Source organism: Pseudoalteromonas sp. CO348, assembly GCF_004208845.1.
In the GTDB taxonomy this organism is placed as follows: domain Bacteria; phylum Pseudomonadota; class Gammaproteobacteria; order Enterobacterales; family Alteromonadaceae; genus Pseudoalteromonas; species Pseudoalteromonas maricaloris.
On the sequence record NZ_SGPI01000014.1, the window covers coordinates 45,495 to 62,847 of the forward strand.

General features: G+C 43.9%; 17 protein-coding genes. 14 read left to right on the top strand and 3 right to left on the bottom strand.

Annotation, left to right across the window (positions count from 1 at the left end):
- The first annotated feature begins 67 nt into the window (after positions 1-67).
- Genes EXT48_RS06075 through EXT48_RS06090 form a run of 4 tightly spaced genes read left to right on the top strand, consistent with a single transcriptional unit; the run spans position 68 to position 4,087 of the window.
- A complete protein-coding gene (locus EXT48_RS06075) occupies positions 68-1,198 on the top strand; it encodes a type 1 glutamine amidotransferase domain-containing protein (RefSeq protein WP_130163925.1) in 1,131 nt (376 codons plus the stop codon).
- Positions 1,191-2,102: a dienelactone hydrolase family protein gene (locus tag EXT48_RS06080; RefSeq protein WP_130163875.1), complete on the top strand. Its 912-nt coding sequence runs from the start codon at positions 1,191-1,193 to the stop codon at positions 2,100-2,102. The genes EXT48_RS06075 and EXT48_RS06080 overlap by 8 nt, the downstream gene beginning before the upstream one ends.
- Positions 2,102-2,803, top strand: coding sequence for a response regulator transcription factor (locus EXT48_RS06085; RefSeq protein WP_130163876.1), 702 nt, complete (start codon positions 2,102-2,104; stop codon positions 2,801-2,803). The genes EXT48_RS06080 and EXT48_RS06085 overlap by 1 nt, the downstream gene beginning before the upstream one ends.
- 21 nt (positions 2,804-2,824) lie before the next feature.
- On the top strand, positions 2,825-4,087 hold the full coding sequence (locus EXT48_RS06090; RefSeq protein WP_130163877.1) for a sensor histidine kinase KdpD: 1,263 nt from the start codon (positions 2,825-2,827) through the stop codon (positions 4,085-4,087).
- A gap of 81 nt (positions 4,088-4,168) precedes the next feature.
- Here EXT48_RS06090 and EXT48_RS06095 read toward each other — a convergent pair whose 3' ends face one another.
- Positions 4,169-4,864 carry a hypothetical protein gene (locus tag EXT48_RS06095; RefSeq protein ID WP_130163878.1) on the bottom strand — a complete coding sequence of 232 codons (696 nt, stop codon included), beginning with the start codon at positions 4,862-4,864 and terminating at the stop codon, positions 4,169-4,171.
- 240 nt (positions 4,865-5,104) lie between these two features.
- On the opposite strand from EXT48_RS06095, the gene EXT48_RS06100 reads away from it, so the two are divergent.
- Entirely contained in the window at positions 5,105-5,956 is an 852-nt protein-coding gene (locus EXT48_RS06100; protein ID WP_130163879.1) for a GNAT family N-acetyltransferase, read from the top strand.
- Between the two features lie 6 nt (positions 5,957-5,962).
- Here EXT48_RS06100 and EXT48_RS06105 read toward each other — a convergent pair whose 3' ends face one another.
- A complete protein-coding gene (locus EXT48_RS06105; protein ID WP_130163880.1) occupies positions 5,963-6,859 on the bottom strand; it encodes a LysR family transcriptional regulator in 897 nt (298 codons plus the stop codon).
- Positions 6,860-6,968: 109 nt separating this feature from the next.
- Between EXT48_RS06105 and EXT48_RS06110 the strand changes: the two genes are divergently transcribed.
- Entirely contained in the window at positions 6,969-7,724 is a 756-nt protein-coding gene (locus EXT48_RS06110; protein WP_045989452.1) for an SDR family oxidoreductase, read from the top strand.
- 24 nt (positions 7,725-7,748) lie between these two features.
- Here the strand turns inward: EXT48_RS06110 and EXT48_RS06115 are convergent, their stop codons facing one another.
- A complete protein-coding gene (locus tag EXT48_RS06115) occupies positions 7,749-9,308 on the bottom strand; it encodes an ATP-binding protein (protein WP_130163881.1) in 1,560 nt (519 codons plus the stop codon).
- 159 nt (positions 9,309-9,467) lie between these two features.
- Here EXT48_RS06115 and EXT48_RS06120 point away from each other — a divergent pair, with 159 nt between their 5' ends.
- The 8 genes from EXT48_RS06120 (at position 9,468) to EXT48_RS06155 (ending at position 17,347) form a co-directional block, all read left to right on the top strand.
- Positions 9,468-9,848, top strand: coding sequence for a BlaI/MecI/CopY family transcriptional regulator (locus tag EXT48_RS06120; RefSeq protein WP_010371797.1), 381 nt, complete (start codon positions 9,468-9,470; stop codon positions 9,846-9,848).
- 3 nt (positions 9,849-9,851) lie between these two features.
- Positions 9,852-11,180 (top strand): M23/M56 family metallopeptidase, encoded by a 1,329-nt coding sequence (locus tag EXT48_RS06125; RefSeq protein ID WP_130163882.1) that lies wholly within the window; start codon positions 9,852-9,854, stop codon positions 11,178-11,180.
- Position 11,181: 1 nt separating this feature from the next.
- The gene (locus EXT48_RS06130) at positions 11,182-12,531 is read left to right on the top strand and encodes a peptidoglycan DD-metalloendopeptidase family protein (RefSeq protein WP_130163883.1); all 1,350 of its coding nucleotides are present in this window, start codon (positions 11,182-11,184) and stop codon (positions 12,529-12,531) included.
- Positions 12,524-13,747: a DUF418 domain-containing protein gene (locus EXT48_RS06135; protein WP_130163884.1), complete on the top strand. Its 1,224-nt coding sequence runs from the start codon at positions 12,524-12,526 to the stop codon at positions 13,745-13,747. Before EXT48_RS06130 ends, EXT48_RS06135 begins: the two co-directional genes overlap by 8 nt.
- Before the next feature lie 88 nt (positions 13,748-13,835).
- On the top strand, positions 13,836-14,420 hold the full coding sequence (locus tag EXT48_RS06140; protein WP_130163885.1) for a GNAT family N-acetyltransferase: 585 nt from the start codon (positions 13,836-13,838) through the stop codon (positions 14,418-14,420).
- Between the two features lie 116 nt (positions 14,421-14,536).
- On the top strand, positions 14,537-15,469 hold the full coding sequence (locus EXT48_RS06145) for a class I SAM-dependent methyltransferase (protein ID WP_130163886.1): 933 nt from the start codon (positions 14,537-14,539) through the stop codon (positions 15,467-15,469).
- Positions 15,470-15,620: 151 nt separating this feature from the next.
- Entirely contained in the window at positions 15,621-16,643 is a 1,023-nt protein-coding gene (locus tag EXT48_RS06150) for a sensor histidine kinase (protein ID WP_130163887.1), read from the top strand.
- Complete coding sequence (locus EXT48_RS06155) at positions 16,637-17,347, top strand: LytTR family DNA-binding domain-containing protein (protein ID WP_130163888.1); 711 nt, start codon at positions 16,637-16,639, stop codon at positions 17,345-17,347. The genes EXT48_RS06150 and EXT48_RS06155 overlap by 7 nt, the downstream gene beginning before the upstream one ends.
- The last annotated feature ends 6 nt before the right edge of the window (positions 17,348-17,353 follow it).

Below are 17,353 nucleotides of genomic sequence, written 5' to 3' on the forward strand. Positions count from 1 at the left end.
CACACCTGTCCGCATAAAGTGTCTGTAACAAAACAACACAAGGGTCAACAGGCCCGAGGACAGGATGATGAACAAATCACTATTAACCTTATCTCTCGTTGCTGCCTTATCAGCAACTTCAATCAATGCGGTTGCGCAAGATAAAAATACACCTCATGTGCTCATGGTGCTCAGTAGTTATGGCGAAATGGGGGCTGATGGCTCTTTAAGCAAACCTGGATTTGAATTTGACGAGCTCAGTAAAGCGTATGCCGTGTTCAAACAAAATGGCATAAAAGTCACGTTAGCCTCGCCAAAGGGCGGTGAACCACTGGCCGATAAGTTCGATAAGAACAAACCTTACAATCAAGCATACAGTAACGATACGACTGCGATGGCGCAGCTTAAAAACACTATAAGACTGAGTGAGTTAGAGCCCTCGCAATACGATGCTGTGTTTGTGGTTGGCGGCAAAGGCCCAATGTTCGACTTGCATGACTCCAAGCCGTTACAGGCAATTATTCGTGATATCTACGTTAACAACGGCGTGATTGGTGCGGTTTGTCATGGTCCTGCGGCATTGGTGGATGTAAAGCTTGAAAATGGAGAGTATTTAATCGCTGGCAAGCGAGTAAATGGCTTTACTAACGAAGAAGAAGCAGCGTTTGGTAAAAAGTGGACCAAACAGTTTCCATTCCTACTTGAAGATAAACTCATTGAGCGTGGTGCATCGTTTGTGCAAGACGGGTTGATGTTGAATCAGGTAAGTATTGACGGTCAATTGATCACAGGGCAAAACCCTTTTTCTACGGTAGATACTGCCAAAGCGATGGTTGCGGCGCTAGGTCTGACGGTAAGCGAGTTACCGCGATTCAAAGACGATGAAAGTATTTTGCTGGTAGAGCAATTCTTTTCAGATAGCAGCAAAGCGAAGGCGCGTTATTTAGCGGATAAGTCATCATTCGATCCTATGTTGCTCGGGATCTCTGGTTTATATCAAGCGCAGCATGCGCAAACTGCTCATCAACTTGCCGTGGCCGTTGAGTTGATGGAATTAACCCTTGCAGATATCGATCACCCCATGTTGTACGAAGCGCTAGTAAATGCACAGCTCAAACTAAATGATATGTCTGGCGCAAAATCCACATTAGAAGCAGCGCTTAAAAAGCACGGTACGGCAGAGAATCTGATCGCACTAAAAGAGAAAGTTTATGGTTAAGCAAAACTGGAGAAAAGCAATGTTAGTAGTGACTGGAATTATCGCGGGCGTTGCCGCTGTTTGGTACGCAGTATTTGGATTAAAACCATACAGCGTTACGCCGGAGGAATTAACGCAAATATATAGCTATGAGCAAAAGGCGGTGGAGGTAAATATTTCGCCATTAAAAGCCAATCACTTTGCGCTTGAGTACAAAACGTTTGATGGCGATACAGTCAATGGTCATATTCTCTACCCAAGTAATTACGACGCGACCAAACCAATGCCTGTTATGGTGGGTGTCCACGGTATGGGTCGAAGTGATGTACGCTGGATACAAGAGAGCTTTAAAGGACGTGACACATACGAGCAAACGGATGAACTTACCAAAATGGCACTAGCAAACGGGTATGCTGTGATTGCCATTGATTCAAGAAATCATGGTAAGCGTAAAAATCTTGATCATAATATTATTGAAGTGATGCATGATTTAGATTGGTGGGGCAAGCGCGAACCGTACGAAAAGTTAATTATTGATTCGGTAAAGGATCACAGGGTACTGCTTGATTGGATTGCAACCCAACCGCAATTTGATCAAGACCAAATCAGTGTTGCGGGATATAGCATGGGAGGTCAAATCAGTTTAATTTTAGCTGCACTGGATAAACGAGTAGATAATGTGTTATCAATTGTTCCGCCTTACCTGACTAACGCGGTGGCTCGAGTGGCGATTAAAAACTTTGCGACAGCCGTTGATTCTCCCAAGGTGTGGTTGGTCTCGGCGGATGACGATGAATACGCCAGCGAGCGTGAAAATGAAGCATTATTCGAGGCCATTGCGAGTGTGCAAAAACATCACGTGGTCATTGAAGGTGAGCATATCTTGCCTGAAGGCTACTACAAAAAACTACAAGGCTGGTATTAATGAAAACAAGCTCACAACTTAATATTTTAGTGATTGAAGATAACACCGCGATTGCAAGTAATATAGCCGATTACTTTGATATGCAGGGACATAATATGGACTTTGCTTATACGGGAGAGCAGGGTTGTGAGCTTGCATTAACGCAATATTTTGACTGTATTATTTTGGATATTATGCTGCCAGATATTGAAGGGCTAGAGGTCTGTCAGCGATTAAGGCTTCAAGCTGATAGGCATATTCCCATCATCATGTTAACTGCTCGAGATACCTTGGATGATAAATTAGCAGGATTTGCACAGGGTGCGGATGATTACCTCACCAAACCTTTTTCGCTAGAGGAGCTAGCCGCGCGAGTCAGCGCATTAACTTGCCGATTAAATCCTACATCTGCTGCAAGAACACTAAGTGTAGGGGATGCAGACAAAAAGGTTACGCTCAATTACCAAAGCCAAACAGTAACGCGGGGTGAGACTGTACTCGTGTTACCGCCAATATTGTTCAATATTCTTAAAATTTTGATGGAAAGTTACCCTCGAGCGGTATCAAAGAGTGAGCTCGTTGAGCGTATTTGGGGCGAGGAGGGCACTGACTCGGATTCTTTACGGTCACACATCTACCAATTACGTAAAGCGGTAGATAAGCCATTTCCAACTGCCATTATTAAAACCATTCACAGCGTTGGTTTAGTGCTGGATTTATAGCCGAAATTGCAACTGAGAAAAATGAAAACAAAACAACTAAGAAACCGCATCATCACTTATTTTGTCTCTATCGTCGTGTTGCTCAGTGTATTATTTTCACTGATCACTTTGCTTTTTAGCTACATCATAGAAGACAGTTTTTTTTATCAAATTTTAGAGGATGAAAGAAAGCAGATAGCGCTTCAAATCGTCAATAACGAGACACCAAAAGCACATTTTGACTTCGTTACATTTCATCCTACAACCGACACTTTACCTGCGGTGGTAAGAACGCTACTCGCTGAGGAACCAAACCGCAAAGAGTTTAGCGCTGAGGCGGGTAAACATTATCATATCGCCTTTCTAAACAAGGACGACCGTGGACAAGGCATATTGCTTGCTGAAGTAAGCGGCCATCTTGTAGTGCGCGAACTGCGAGGCTTGATGCTTGGTTTTTCACTGACCCTATTGGCGATTGGATTAGTGATCGCGTTATTGTTAGCACTCGGAACGGTAAAGCTGGCGAAAAAACTACTTAAACCTTTGGATGAGCTTATGGTAATTGTAGACGGGAGTCCCGTTGAAAACCTACCGACCAATTTTGCATCTCAGTTTTCGCAAAATGAAATTGGTAAATTTGCACAAACGCTAGAATCGGCCCTTGCTCGCATTCGAGCATTCGTTGAGCGTGAACGCCAATTTACCAGAGATATTTCCCATGAATTGAGAACACCTGTGACCATTTCCCAAGGGGCGGTCAGTTTACTCAACCACACTGAGTTAAACAGTAAACAGCAAGAGCTGGTGGCAAGGATAGCGGAATCTGACCAGCAGATGCAGCTAACATTAGAAGCGCTACTTGCCCTTGCCCGGGAAAAAGCCGATACACCGGAGCAGACTAATTTACAATCCGTGATTGAAGCTTGTATTATTAATAACCAAGCGCTGTTTGAGCATAAAGTCCTAAGTATTGACTTACCTGGCAATGTATTTGTTCCTATGGCCGCGCAGGAGCTAAGATTGGTAGTGCAAAACCTGTTACAGAACGCTGTACATCATAGCCAAGGTGAGCAAATTCATATTCGTTACAGAGATAATACACTAACGATTGCGGATAATGGTCAAGGGTTACCAGAGATCTTTACGGCAAACGAGCAAGCCTTTGAGTCTGGCATGCGGGGTCCTAATAGTTTAGGTACTGGCATTGGCTTATCGCTGGTAAAGCGTCTTTGTGAGAAGTTTTCTGTAGAGGTGATGATTGAAAGTGGCGAAACGGGTGTGTCGGTTCACTTAAAGTTTGCTTAGGGTTGTTGTTGACCTGACCCAACACAGAATGAAAAGGCACGGCGACTTCCGTTATCGTGCCTTGAGAGAATTTAATTGAACTTAAGAAAACTCGGCGATAACCAATACTCTCTTGTGTTTAGCACTATAAAAAACAATCCCTTCGCCACCGCCCTCAAAATAAGTGGAGAAGCAGAAGGTGCCAAGGTACGCAAAATCTACGTTATGCTCTTCATCAAAAAAGCCAATTTCACGAGTGGAGTAGTGGCTGTAGTTCTCGCCACTTTGCTCATCCATAGCGTCAAAATAGCGCGTTTCATCATCACTTTCTTCATCCCACAAATAGGCGTCCCAATTGCAACCGAGTATGGGTTGGCCACCGAATTCAAATAGCGGAACGCTTTCATCGTTTTCGTCAAGGGAGTAGTTAAGTCGTTGATGTTTGGCGTAGAAGCTGGCTGCTTGCTGATAGTATTCGCTATAGTCTTCAAAATCCTCCTTCTCTTCACTTAGATTGTCAACATTGTGAGCGTCAACTTGCCACCCATTGTCTGTCAGTGAGTAGGAGATATAAGGAAGGTCGCCATCAAAAATCTCCATAGAAATCGGTAATGCGATAAGTACATTATCATCGCTGTTTACGTCTAACTTTGAATAGGCAAGTAGTCCTATTGGTAATAGCTGATTGTCATTAAACGCGACATCTTGGCTACTCGGGAATGGCTTGTAAAAATCAGTCGCTTGTAACACTTTTGTCGCAGGGCATGCGAGCGCCGAATCTTTAATGTAGAGGGCCATAAAACAACTCCTTTTTATGGTTTATTTTTTGGTAATTAATGCGTTAGGCTTGTATTTGGTGCACACCATATAGCGATGCGTGTGGAAAATCAATTAGTGTAATAATTGTTCGGGCGTTAGCGTGCCTGTCCTTTATATTTGCTCCAAATTTGTGGCTTATTATGCCTATGATAGGGCCATTGCAGTGCAGGATTGTCCGCTATAATACAAACTACATCAGGTGAGGAAAGTAGATACGCCATGGAAAATAGAGCATTTAAAATAAAAGTAATGGACCCAACTGAATTAGAAACTGCAGCAAAGTGGGCTCTGCAAGAAGGGTGGAACCCTGGGCTTAGCGACGCACAGTGCTACTATCAGGCCGATCCAAATGGCTTTTTAATTGGCTATCTAGGCGATGAGCCTATCGCATCGATTTCGGTGGTTAAGTACGATGATTCATTTGGTTTTTTAGGCTTTTATATTGTTAAACCAGAATATCGAGGTCAGGGTTATGGGATGCAGATTTGGCAGGCTGGACTTCAATATTTAGCTGGTTGTAACGTCGCACTGGATGGAGTGGTCGCGCAGCAAGAGAATTACAAAAAATCGGGTTTTAAGCTCGCCTATCGTAATATTCGCTACGAAGGTGTGGGCGGTGGCGAAGCGCCAGATAGCACAAACTTAGTGGCACTTGAAAGATTACCAATAGAAGAGGTCATTGCGTACGACAGTGCGTTTTTCCCAGCAAAAAGGGTAGCCTTTGTTGATGCTTGGATTAACCAGCCAAACTGCCACGCTTTAGGCATTAAACAGGATGACACTCTTGTAGCCATTGGTGTGATCCGCCCTTGTCACGTCGGCTATAAAATAGGACCTCTTTATGCTGATAACGCAGAACTTGCAGAGACACTCTTCTTAGCGCTTAGGTCCAAGGTATCAGCAACTGAGGCCATTTATTTGGATGTGCCAGAAGTAAATGCAGCTGCTGTTGCGCTTGCACAAAAGTACAAGATGTCGCTTTCTTTTGAAACCGCGAGAATGTACACCGCTGAACGCCCAGATTTGCCATTAACGCGAGTGTTCGGGGTAACTTCGTTTGAAATTGGTTAGTTTGATTCAATCGAAGCGGTATTGCTGATAGGTTGAAGTCAATAGCTCAACAAACTCCCGTACCTTTGCGGGAGTATATTGCTTCGACAAGTACAGTGCGTGAATAGGATAACTTTCATCGTGTAGTTCAGGTAGTAGCTGTACACAATTGCCCATAGCTAATTCATCTTTAAATGCCCATAGCGGCCCGTAATGCACACCAAGGCCAGCGTTTACCCAATTTTTTAGCACTGCAACACTGTTGGCGATGAGTTTACCACTTACCGCAACGGCTTCACGGTGCAGGCCTTTACCGAGAATGAGCTGATCACCAAGTTTCGGTTTATTGTAAAAGATAAAATCCAGTTTGCTTAAATCGCTAAAGTGTTGCGGTTGTCCCATGCGTTCAATATACGATTTAGAGGCCACCAAGACCCGTGGTACATGGCCTAGTTGTCGGCAAATCAAGGAGGAATCATCCAGTTTGCCAATCCTAATTGCAATATCGATTTGTTTAGCCTTGAGATCTTCAAAATGACTGCCGAGCAGTAACTCGATATTGAGATCTGGATAGGTGGTTATCATGGTTTGTACCACAGGAGCAATGAAGCGCTCAGCGAAGTCGTGTGGAGCTGCAACCCTCAATGTCCCAGAAGGTACTGCTGAGGTGCCTGAAATCGATTCTTCTAATTCCCTTTTTTCATCTAGTAATTGCTTTACGCCTTTATAGTACTCAAGACCAACTTCGGTTGCGGCCGTTTGCTTAGTGGAGCGCTGTAAAAGTTTTACTCCTAATCGACTTTCTAAGTTTGCGAGCTTTCGGCTTACCGAGGAGGGATCGGTACCTATCACTTCAGCCGCAGATTTGAGGCTGCCAGATTCAACGGTAAGAACAAACAAATCTTCTTCAGTAATCGATTTCATAGCGGATGTAAAAAATGCAATTAGTAAATGACTAAAATCACTATACCTGTATCCCCTTCACCTAGCTACACTAAAAGTCGATTGAATATTTCAAGTAGGAGAAATAGGTATGTCTAAGCAATTAACAGGTAAGGTTGCGTTTATCACAGGGTCAGCCAAAAATATGGGCAAGGATTTTGCCATAGCGCTGGCAAAGCAAGGCGCTGATCTTGTTATTCACTATCATAGTGCGCATTCTAAACCACAAGCACTTGAAACCCAGAAGGAAGTTGAAGCGCTGGGTGTTAGGACGACGCTAGTACACGGAGATGTCAGCAATAAAGCGCAGGTAATGAATATATTTGAGCATATTATTAGTGAGTTTGGCGGCGTAGATATCGTTATCAATAATGCCGGTACTATCAGCAAAAAACCGTTTGTTGAGTATAGCGAGGAAGATTTTGACAGGCTATTTGGGATCAACTGTAAAGGGGCATTTTTTGTGATGCAAGAAGCCGCTAAACATATTCGTGATAACGGTCGGATCATTAATATGGGCACTTCGCTGCTGGCAGCATTTACTGGAAATTATGCGCTCTATGCTGGCTCAAAAGCACCACTTGAGCATTTCACTCGTGCGCTAGCAAAGGAAATCGGACATCGAGGAGTGACCGTCAATACCATCGCACCAGGTCCAATTGACACTGACTTTTTCCATGGCGAAGAAAACGAGCAAACCGTTAATTATTTGCAGTCTGCAAGTGTAATGAACCGACTAGGACAAGTAGACGATATTACCCCTGCGGTGCTTTATCTTGCGTCGGAGCAATCACGCTGGACGACTGGGCAAACTTTGTTTGTTAACGGAGGCTTTGTCACTCGTTAAGTATGCTATGAGGGCACAAGTTGGTTAGGCGGTTTGTGCCAACGTTTTGTTCGCCAACAAGATGGTAAACGTTGTGCCATTTCCGGCTTTGGAATTGACTTTTAAGTCACCTTCTAAATGTTTTTTGACGAGATTATAGGTGACGGAAAGTCCAAGCCCGGCATGACCATGTTGGCGAGCTGTGGTGTAAAAGGGCTCAAAGATCCGGTTTAGGACCTCATTACTCATACCGACGCCTTCGTCTTTGACTCGAATAAATATTTTATTGTCAGTGATCTCTAAACGAACAGCGGCAAACGGCTGGGTGTCGCTATCATTACTAAAACCATGCACTCGGGCATTCTCTAGCAGCTGCAACAAGATTTGCTGTAGCGCCTTAACGTTGATTTTGACCAGTTGTTCCAGTTTTCCTGTTGCGCTAAATTCAACGCGCATCTTTAACTGGAAACGGGCCGTTTGTTCGCAATAATCGCGAATAACGGCTTCTAGGTCGACAAGTTGCTCGACGTCAGTTTCTTGCTCTGCGGAGATATTCTTGAACTCTTGTACTAGCTTTGCCGTTTTGCCGAGATTTCGCTCTGCGATAGACAACCCAGAATCCAATGCTGCCATAATTTCTAAAAACTCAGCGTGCGACAAACGCTGCGCTTTCATGCCGGTTTCCATCACATCCACTTGCTCTTGGCAGGATGACACTGCGGTAATCGAAACGCCAAGTGGGGTATTTACCTCGTGAGCCAATCCCGAAACTAAACTACCTAGGCTCGATAATTTTTCCGCCTCTACCAGTTGCTGGTGGATCACATGAATGTGGCTAAGGAGCTGATTGATGGCAAGGCTAACATCAGTCAATTCATTGTGGTTATCAATGTCGATACGCTTTTCGAGACTCGAGCTCTCAATAATGTGATTGATTTGCGAGCGAATATGATTGATTGGATGTTGAATAGAGCGATATAAAGCTAAGCCAACGGCGATTAAGCTCACCAATACAATCCCAGAAAAAATAATGAGCAACAACTTTAGTTGGCTAAATTGTTGCTCGGTTTGCTCCACAATACTGAGTGCGACGTCATTTTGTACCTCGGTGAGTGCTTGTAGTGACGCAGTTAACGGATCGAACTTTTCATAAAGTGCAGTAACAAACTGATTTTGTGGAATCGCTAAAAATGTCCCTTGATTTATCGCGCTTTGGAGCGTGGCAATATGCGTAAATACGGCCTGCATTTGGAACTCAATGAGTTCAACTTTGACTTGCTCCGCCGTCACCAAATATGTGTTTAGATAGCTTTGCCACGCGTCGTTCATGACCCGAGTAGCATCTGCTATTTGCATCAACACCTCGTCTTGGGAGACCAGCCCTGCACGATACTTATGAAGTATGTCGACAATCTGAATCGCACCGTGATCTGATACTTTTTTTATTTGAATAAGCGGCACAACACGATCGGCGTATAGAGATTCTACTTCTGACTCAAGGTGAGCGTAACGGTTAAAAGCATATCCAAGCAATAAGGCAAGCGCAATGATGGGAAACACAATTAGCAGCCATAATTTATGGCGAATATTAATTAGCTCTAGCACTACAGATAACTCATTTTTTGCATATCAACTTGAAGTATAAGTGCTGTTGATAATGTCGCCATTTTTCGTGGTGAAAATTAAAAAAAGCACGATGTGCGACTTGTGTCGCACTTTTTTGTTTGTTAATATGTGACATGTGTCGCAGTTGTGAGAAAAACAATGAAACCTAACTCAACCGAACTAATCGTTTTAAAGATCCTTTGGCGTGAACAGCCAAGAACGGGTAAAGAAATTCACACAGAAATAGGATCAAAGCTCAGCTGGAGCTACTCATCAACTCGAAAAACTCTTGAGAGAATGTGTGAAAAGGGTTATCTCGCCGAGCAAATGCAAGGCAATAAAAAAATATACTCAGCTGTCCTTGCTAAGGTACCGACTCTCGCACTTTATGCCCAAGAGTTTGCAAAGCAAATCATGGAGTTGGATGAGCCTCTGCCAATCGCTATGTTTTCAGATAGTAAGTTAATTGCAGCGGATGAATTAGATGAATTAGAAGCCATGTTAGATGAGTTAGCTAAGACGCAAGGTGATAAAGAGTAAGGTATGGAACTAATATTACTTTCGGTCTTGCTGTGGGTGGCGCTTAGTGGCTTAACGTACGCACTAGGTGTGAAATTTTCCGCTCGGTATGTACAGAATAAAGGACTTTGGTGGGGCGTGCTGGCAGTGACTTTTTTGCCTTGGATCCCACTTGAACACATGGAGCAACACAATGCCATTCCAGCCGTATTGTTTAATGCCAATTTACAACAACTTGCAGAGCCGCTGCTGGCAATGACGAAGCGCACTCAAGTTGCGTCTGACTGGCTAAACCTGACGCTTATGGCTGTATTTCTGGTCTATTGCGTTGGGCTAATCGCTCATCTTTTGGTACTTGGGCGACAGTATTGGCGAGTAACACGCCTCTGTAGCACCGCCTCAAAAATAAAGCTCGGTGCACGGAGTTGCTATCAATTGCCAATTACTTGCTCTCCTTTTGTGTTCGGACTGTGGCAACCTAAAGTGTATTTGCCGGTGGAATTTGACACGCTACCAGAGGCAGAGCAGCAAGCACTTATTCTGCATGAGTTAACCCACATAGATAAGGGCGACCATATTGCCGTCGTAATTTGGCGAATACTCGCGACGCTTGCTTGGTTTAATCCGTTTATTGCGAAAATGGAACTGGGCTTTATTCGAGCGATGGAATATTGCTGTGATGAGGTGACGATAGCGAAGCACAGCCTTGAGCCTTTGGCTTATAGCAAAGCATTAATGAACTCTTTAAAACGGGCTGCTGCTCCGCCGAAAACGATGAATATGACAGCAAATTTTGCATCTAACTCATTGACTTTAGATGATTATAAAAAGCGTTTTAGCGTTATTCTTAAATCTAAAAAGAAGCCTAGTAACCTTGTGTTGATAGGGTTTTTTGTGTTGCTTAGTTCAGGTTTAGCCTATGGCAATATTCAATGGACAATGGGAACGGCAATGGTGAGTAAAACATGGACATACCCGGTCGCCACCCCTGAAATAACATCAAGGTTTGGGCATGTATCGAATTTTCGTCACAATAAAGCACATCAAGGGCTGGATTTAGCTGGCGGCGTTGGTGAACCTGCGATGGCGGTTGCCAGCGGTACGGTCACGATTGCCGATGATAAAACCTTGCCTGAGAATTACGGTAAAGTGGTGTTGATCCATCATGACAATGGTTATCAAAGTCTCTACGCACATCTTGATAGCATTGATGTTGAGGTGGGTGAGCAAGTATCACAAGGAGAAGTGATCGGTACCATAGGTGAAACCGGTCGAGTCACTGGTCCACATCTACATCTAGAAGCTCTACATAACAACACGCGCATTGATCCGCTTACCTTATTGGAAAATTAACATGATTAAAAAGCTTTCTATCGCCATTGCAATGATGGCAACTTTTGGCTGCTCGAAACAACCCGAGCAGACTCATTCGGTCAATAAAGGGCAAGAGAACACCTTTGTGTCGGCGCAAGCAGATCAAGAGCAAGCTGTTGTACATAATGGATCCGCTGAAGACTCAGTCGCGGCCCAAATCCAAATCACAGAGGAGCTAAAGCCTGTTCAAGATATTCGTTTACTTGAACTTAAATCGGGTGAGAGTTTAGCGAATCTTTTAAGTGAGTTTGCATTCAGCGACCGAGATAGTTGGCTGGTGGAACAAGCCGTGAGTACGTGGACATCACTGACTAAGCTCAAGGCTGGACAGTTAATAGAAGCAGAGCTTGTAGACGGACAAGTACAGCAGATCCGCTTTGAATATGCATTTGCCCAGGTTATTGAGATTAAAAGAGTGGATGAGCAGTGGCGTGCATCGCTAAGTGAGCTTGAAACCGTCACGCAAACAAAGCGTTTATCGACAAGCATAGATTCTAGCTTTTTTGTGGACGCCAGCAAAATCGGGGTGCCTAACGACATTATCAATCAAAGTATTGTGGCCTTATCTCACCTTGTCGATTTTCAAAGAGAAGTATATGCCGGCGATCAAATTGATTTTGTATTTCAAGAACAGCAGCTTGTGGCAGCCGAAGAGTTACTCAAGCAAATCTCCAAACCTATAGAATTACAACATGTTGCGTTACTTTCTGGAAAAGAAAAATACCGCTTATATCGGTTTACTGATAATGGCGGAACGACCGCTTTTTACCACTCAGATGGTACCCTCGCGCAAAGCTTTCTAATGAAAACACCCCTTAACGGTGCTCGATTATCGTCAAACTTCGGTAAACGTCATCACCCAGTGTTGGGCTATACCCGAATGCACAAAGGGATCGATTTTGGTGCGCCTGTTGGTACGCCCATTATGGCTGCGGGTTCTGGAAAAGTACTCAAAGCTGGGTGGGGCGGCAGCTTTGGTAATCGTATAGTGTTAGATCACGGTAAAGGCTATCAAACACTTTATGCTCACTTAAATGGCTTTGCGAACGGCCTCAAGGCTGGGACGCGAGTAAAGCAAGGCGATGTGATTGGTTATCTTGGTAATACCGGCCTGTCGCAGGCGCGTCACTTACATTATGAGGTGCATAAAGACGGAAAAGCCATCAATCCACTCACCCTAAAACAACCAAAAAACACTAAGCTAAGTGACACGCAATTTGATGAATTTAGCGCGCAGGTTGCACAAATTACCACACTGCTCGATAGCGAAAACACAAAGCTTGCTCACCATGATGGACAGTCGGGCCGCATAGGTAATGCCGATGACTAGTCCTGAAAGAAATCGTATTAACAGCCTCGACTTTATTCGCGGGATAGCAATCCTATGTATTTTACTTATCAACATCGAAAGCTTTGCCTATCCCAATCCATGGGGCAGTTACCAATATGGCTTTATGGCAGATATAGACAGTGAGGTAAGGTACTGGGTTTACGTGTTTGCTCAGGGCAAGTTTTACGGGCTGCTGGCGATGTTATTTGGCGCTGGCCTTACGATTATTCTTCAAAAACAGCCATTTGAATTTGCTATTAAATTAAGTGCGGCAAGGCTAGTGGCTTTATTTATACTCGGCCTTGTTCATGCCTATTGTATTTGGAGTGGCGACATTCTCTATCACTATGCCGTGATAGGAATGATTGCCACCACCGTCATATTACTTGGCATCCGGGCCATCAAAGTCAGCATAGCAATTTGTTTGGCGTTTATGTTAGTTGCAGGTTTTGGCAGAGCAGAACGCACCAACGCCCAATACGATGCTTACCAAGCAGCGCTCAATGTTGACGAAGCGTCTCGCACACGAGACCAGCAAAAAGCGATTAATCGGTGGCAGAATAAAACCGAACCACGGACACCCAGCCATCGTACTTTGGAAGAAACGCTAAACTTAACTGAGTATTGGCAGGAAAACTTTGACAGCCCGCAGGTCCATAAAGGTAAGCTGTTTTATTCAAGTATTTTTTGGTCCACGTTGATGATGATGCTGATAGGCTCACAGTTGTTTCAATGGGGATTGTTCTCAAAGACTAAACTTAGCCCTTTTGCGGTTGTGGCACTGCTTTGCTTGATTGCGGTGTCGTGTTATGCCACTCAAGCTCGCTATTTTCATTGGCTACACAGTTCACATATCCCAGTGTTATCTTACGCTAAACAAATGGTCATCGTACTTAACCGGGAGCTGCAAGCGATTGTTTACTTGGTTTTGTTATCTTTGCTATATAACCGTTGGTTGCATCGCTTCAAATCCCTTGAGGCGATAAATCAAGTGGGTCGATTTGCGCTTAGCAATTACATTGGACAGTCACTGTTATTGGTGGTGATATTTTATGGCTTTGGATTACATAATACGCTAAGTCGCAGTGAGCTCTTACTCTTATGGCTTGTGATTATGGCAGTGCAGCTGCTGTTAAATGTGATTTACGGGCGATTCTTTAAGGTGGGTCCCGTTGAACGAGTATGGCGCAAACTAACAATTAAGTTACACACATAATCAACTCGAATTTTTTACAAATTCGAACTTCATACCTAAGCTAATTTTGACCTAATATTGAAGTCGACACGTTAGCTTGAGGTAAGGTATGGAAATAGAAATAACACAAGGATGGGACATTGAGCATGCGCAAGCGGCTGCTGAGCTTTATGTTGACGCGTTTGGTAGCAAATTCAAAGCCGCAGTGCCGGATCGCAATAAGCTGATCACTATTATCGCGAAGAGCTTCATCTCAGAATACTCCTTTGCTGCCTTTGCAGACGGCAAGTTAGTGGGGGTTGCGGGCTTTCAATATGGCAAAAGCGGTTTTACATCAAATATGGGCTTTACTGGACTCATTGATGAATTAGGCTTGCTAGGCGGGGTTAAAGCCGCAGCGGTGTTTACCCTATTTGAGCGAAAGCCTGCGCCCAATGAAGTGGTGATGGACGGCATCGCAGTTGCAGAATCGGTCAGAGGACAAGGTGTTGGCACTGCGCTTTTAGTGGCACTGCAGCGCTATACCAAACAAAGCGGGTTTCACGCTTTACGACTTGATGTCATTGATTCTAATCCCCTGGCAAAAAAGCTTTATATGAGAATGGGCTTTGTTGCCTCCCATCATGAAGATTTTTCTTATCTAAATTGGTTAATCGGTTTTAGCGGGGCAACAACGATGTTGTGGCGTCCATAGGACCTGTTTTCTGTGCTGCAAAAAATAAACGTGAAAGATAAGCAGACCTTAGGCATTTGCTTTTGCTATGAAGTAACAAGTAAAATGCCGAACTTTACGCATAACCAGACACCGACATGACAGCAATAAACCCTGTATCGACCCTCCTTAATCATTTGCAAACCCAAGCCGTACCAAACGAGCTTAGGCGTCTATTTCATGGACGTGGTCGTTGCTATGAAGGGCTTGAACAAATCACAGTAGATTGGTTACAAGGTCAGCTTTTAGTCTCTTTATTCAAGGAGCACGACGTTGACTTGGTAGCGTCGTTAAAGCAGGCATTATTATCGCTTGTGGAGACCGAAGCGTTTAACGGAAAACTCTCTGCTATTTTGCTGCAACATCGTTATTTGCCTGACTCAGATCTTGAGGTTTTGTATGGTGAATTAACTGCTATGCCCATCGTCGAAGAAAATGGACTTAAATATGGCTTAAAGCTTGGCGTAAAGCAGAACATGGGACTGTTTTTAGATATGCGTTTGGGTCGTGAGTTTGTTAAAGCTCAGTCTTCGAGGGCTCGGGTACTTAATCTGTTCTCTTATACTTGTGGGTTTTCCGTCGCGGCGATTGCGGGCGGTGCTGCCCATGTTGTGAATCTAGATATGGCAAAAGCGGCGCTCAAGCAAGGCCGAGTCAACCATCAACTCAATGAACACGACCTCAGTAAGGTGTCTTTTTTAGGCCATGATTTATTCAAATCTTGGGGAAAAGTGCGTAAATATGGGCCGTACGACCTTATCGTAATTGATCCGCCAAGCTTTCAAAAAGGCAGCTTTGCATTGACCAAAGACTATCAACGTATTTTAAGAAAGCTTCCTGAGTTACTTACGCCAAATGCCCAAGTGTTGGCGTGTGTGAATTCTCCCGATGTTTCAAGCCAATTTCTGATTGATGAAATGACCAGAGAGGCACCAACGCTCACATTTGTTGAACGTTTACAAAACCCACCTGAATTTAAAGACATTGATGAGCAAAGCAGCCTCAAGTGTTTAAGATTTAAAGCAAGTTAATCTATTTTTTAGCACTTTAACTTGGATGTAAAAGTGTGGACTAATACAGATAACCATTTAGCATTGAAAAGCGACCATTCAGCAATATTCAGAGTGCTTTTCGACGCTAAATGCGTACCATGAACGTATTCAGTCACTATTTGTATTGATTATGGTCAATCTCACATTGCAGCGAAATGAACAATTCGCAATTTTAGCCATCGTTGCCGCAATAAGTTTTGCTATCAGTCTTACCGATTGGGTGCAGCGGGGCATGTTGTTGTCGGCAAATATCGCGCTTTCTTCTATTTTGGCGGTTGTGTTCCTCTACTGGTTACCTATGGTGATAAGTTACGTACTCATCATCCGTTTCAAGATAGGCAATTGGCCGCTGCAATATATCGGCTTTTATGGACTGATGGTAATGGGCTGTTTATGTTGGGGTGTACTCAGAAGTGGAATGTTAAATACCCATGCATTTTCACTGTTTGAGGCGCTAACCATCGCACTGCCTTGGTCTAGCGGTATTTTTGTGGTGATTAAGTTCTACCTTTCCCAAAAGTTGTTAAAACAAGAAAAACAGCTTCGCCAACTCGCTGAAATTAAGCTATTACACAGTCAGTTAAACCCGCACTTTATGTTCAACAGCCTCAACACAATAGCAGCCTTTGTACCAAATCAACCAGAAGCAGCACGGTCTTTGGTTCATAATCTCGCTGCGGTATTAAGATATTCATTAACGCATTCTGTGACAAGCGGAAAAATACCGAGCAAAGTGTCCGTTGCCGATGAGCTAATTGCACTAAATCAATGGTGCGAGATAGAGCAAAGCCGGTTTGGGGATGCGCTTATCATCGACTTTGATATCGACGATGCATTATTGAGCGAAGTAATACCGCCAATGATTTTACAGCCGCTTTTGGAAAATGCAGTGAAACATGGCAACAGAAGGCCGCTTCACATTGACGTATTAATCAAAAAGTTAGCGAACCAGTTAATGTTTAAAATCAGTGACAACGGGGTGGGCTTTAAGGAGCAGGACATATTGGGTTCGTCAGATGCGGGACTCGGTCTTTCGATCACGCGCTCACGGTTAAAGTTAGAAGAAAATGCTGAACTTAGGCTTGGTAACGACATGCACACAGGTGGTGCGGTTGTCAGCTTTTCACTCACACGAGGAGCAAAGGAATGTTGAACATTGCCATTGTGGAAGATGAGCAACCAGCCATTGATAAATTAACGGAACAACTTAGCCAGATCACCAAGCACAACTTGGTACTGACTTGTAACACGCCATTAGTATTTCTTGATACATATCGAGAACTGGCGATAGATATTGTCTTTGTCGATATTAACTTGCCAGAATGCAATGGTGTTACTCTCGTCGAGAAACTTCAAGGGGCGGGGTTTGCAGGTGCGATAATTTTTACCACGGCCTACAGTGAGTTTGCGGTTGAGGCCTTTACGCTCGGCGCGGTTGATTATTTGCTCAAACCGTATAGTACTGAACGCTTAGCCCTGGCACTATCAAGAGTTAATCGTGTTATCACGACAGGATTAGCAGCTACTTTAACGAGTAAGGTGGCGGGGAAAACCTCACTAATTGATGTCAGCAGTATCGAACTTATCAAGCTAGAATACGGTCAAGCCATTGCGTTTAGTAATGGACAGCAATATCCCATTGATGGCTCCCTTGAGGAGATCCAACAGCAATTGCCAACACATTTCGTAAGAGTTCACCGTAATGCCATTGTAAACCAAAGCGCGATAACTGCGTTTGAACGCTGGGTTACAGGGGGTTACCTTGTCAAGTTGCGAGATTGCAATTTACAAGTTGTGACTAGCCGGGGCGGTGCAAAACTACTCAAACAACAACTGAGCAACATAGGGCTCAGCTAACTCAAA

Bases quoted from the DNA above. Each gene is read 5' to 3' on its own strand.
- EXT48_RS06100 (WP_130163879.1), top strand. From the start codon at position 5,105: ATGGAAAATAGAGCATTTAAAATAAAAGTAATGGACCCAACTGAATTA.
- EXT48_RS06075 (WP_130163925.1), top strand. From the start codon at position 68: ATGAACAAATCACTATTAACCTTATCTCTCGTTGCTGCCTTATCAGCA.
- EXT48_RS06110 (WP_045989452.1), top strand. From the start codon at position 6,969: ATGTCTAAGCAATTAACAGGTAAGGTTGCGTTTATCACAGGGTCAGCC.
- EXT48_RS06150 (WP_130163887.1), top strand. From the start codon at position 15,621: ATGGTCAATCTCACATTGCAGCGAAATGAACAATTCGCAATTTTAGCC.
- EXT48_RS06140 (WP_130163885.1), top strand. From the start codon at position 13,836: ATGGAAATAGAAATAACACAAGGATGGGACATTGAGCATGCGCAAGCG.
- EXT48_RS06080 (WP_130163875.1), top strand. From the start codon at position 1,191: ATGGTTAAGCAAAACTGGAGAAAAGCAATGTTAGTAGTGACTGGAATT.
- EXT48_RS06105 (WP_130163880.1), bottom strand. From the start codon at position 6,859: ATGAAATCGATTACTGAAGAAGATTTGTTTGTTCTTACCGTTGAATCT.
- EXT48_RS06125 (WP_130163882.1), top strand. From the start codon at position 9,852: ATGGAACTAATATTACTTTCGGTCTTGCTGTGGGTGGCGCTTAGTGGC.
- EXT48_RS06095 (WP_130163878.1), bottom strand. From the start codon at position 4,864: ATGGCCCTCTACATTAAAGATTCGGCGCTCGCATGCCCTGCGACAAAA.
- EXT48_RS06130 (WP_130163883.1), top strand. From the start codon at position 11,182: ATGATTAAAAAGCTTTCTATCGCCATTGCAATGATGGCAACTTTTGGC.
- EXT48_RS06135 (WP_130163884.1), top strand. From the start codon at position 12,524: ATGACTAGTCCTGAAAGAAATCGTATTAACAGCCTCGACTTTATTCGC.
- EXT48_RS06155 (WP_130163888.1), top strand. From the start codon at position 16,637: ATGTTGAACATTGCCATTGTGGAAGATGAGCAACCAGCCATTGATAAA.
- EXT48_RS06145 (WP_130163886.1), top strand. From the start codon at position 14,537: ATGACAGCAATAAACCCTGTATCGACCCTCCTTAATCATTTGCAAACC.
- EXT48_RS06085 (WP_130163876.1), top strand. From the start codon at position 2,102: ATGAAAACAAGCTCACAACTTAATATTTTAGTGATTGAAGATAACACC.
- EXT48_RS06120 (WP_010371797.1), top strand. From the start codon at position 9,468: ATGAAACCTAACTCAACCGAACTAATCGTTTTAAAGATCCTTTGGCGT.
- EXT48_RS06090 (WP_130163877.1), top strand. From the start codon at position 2,825: ATGAAAACAAAACAACTAAGAAACCGCATCATCACTTATTTTGTCTCT.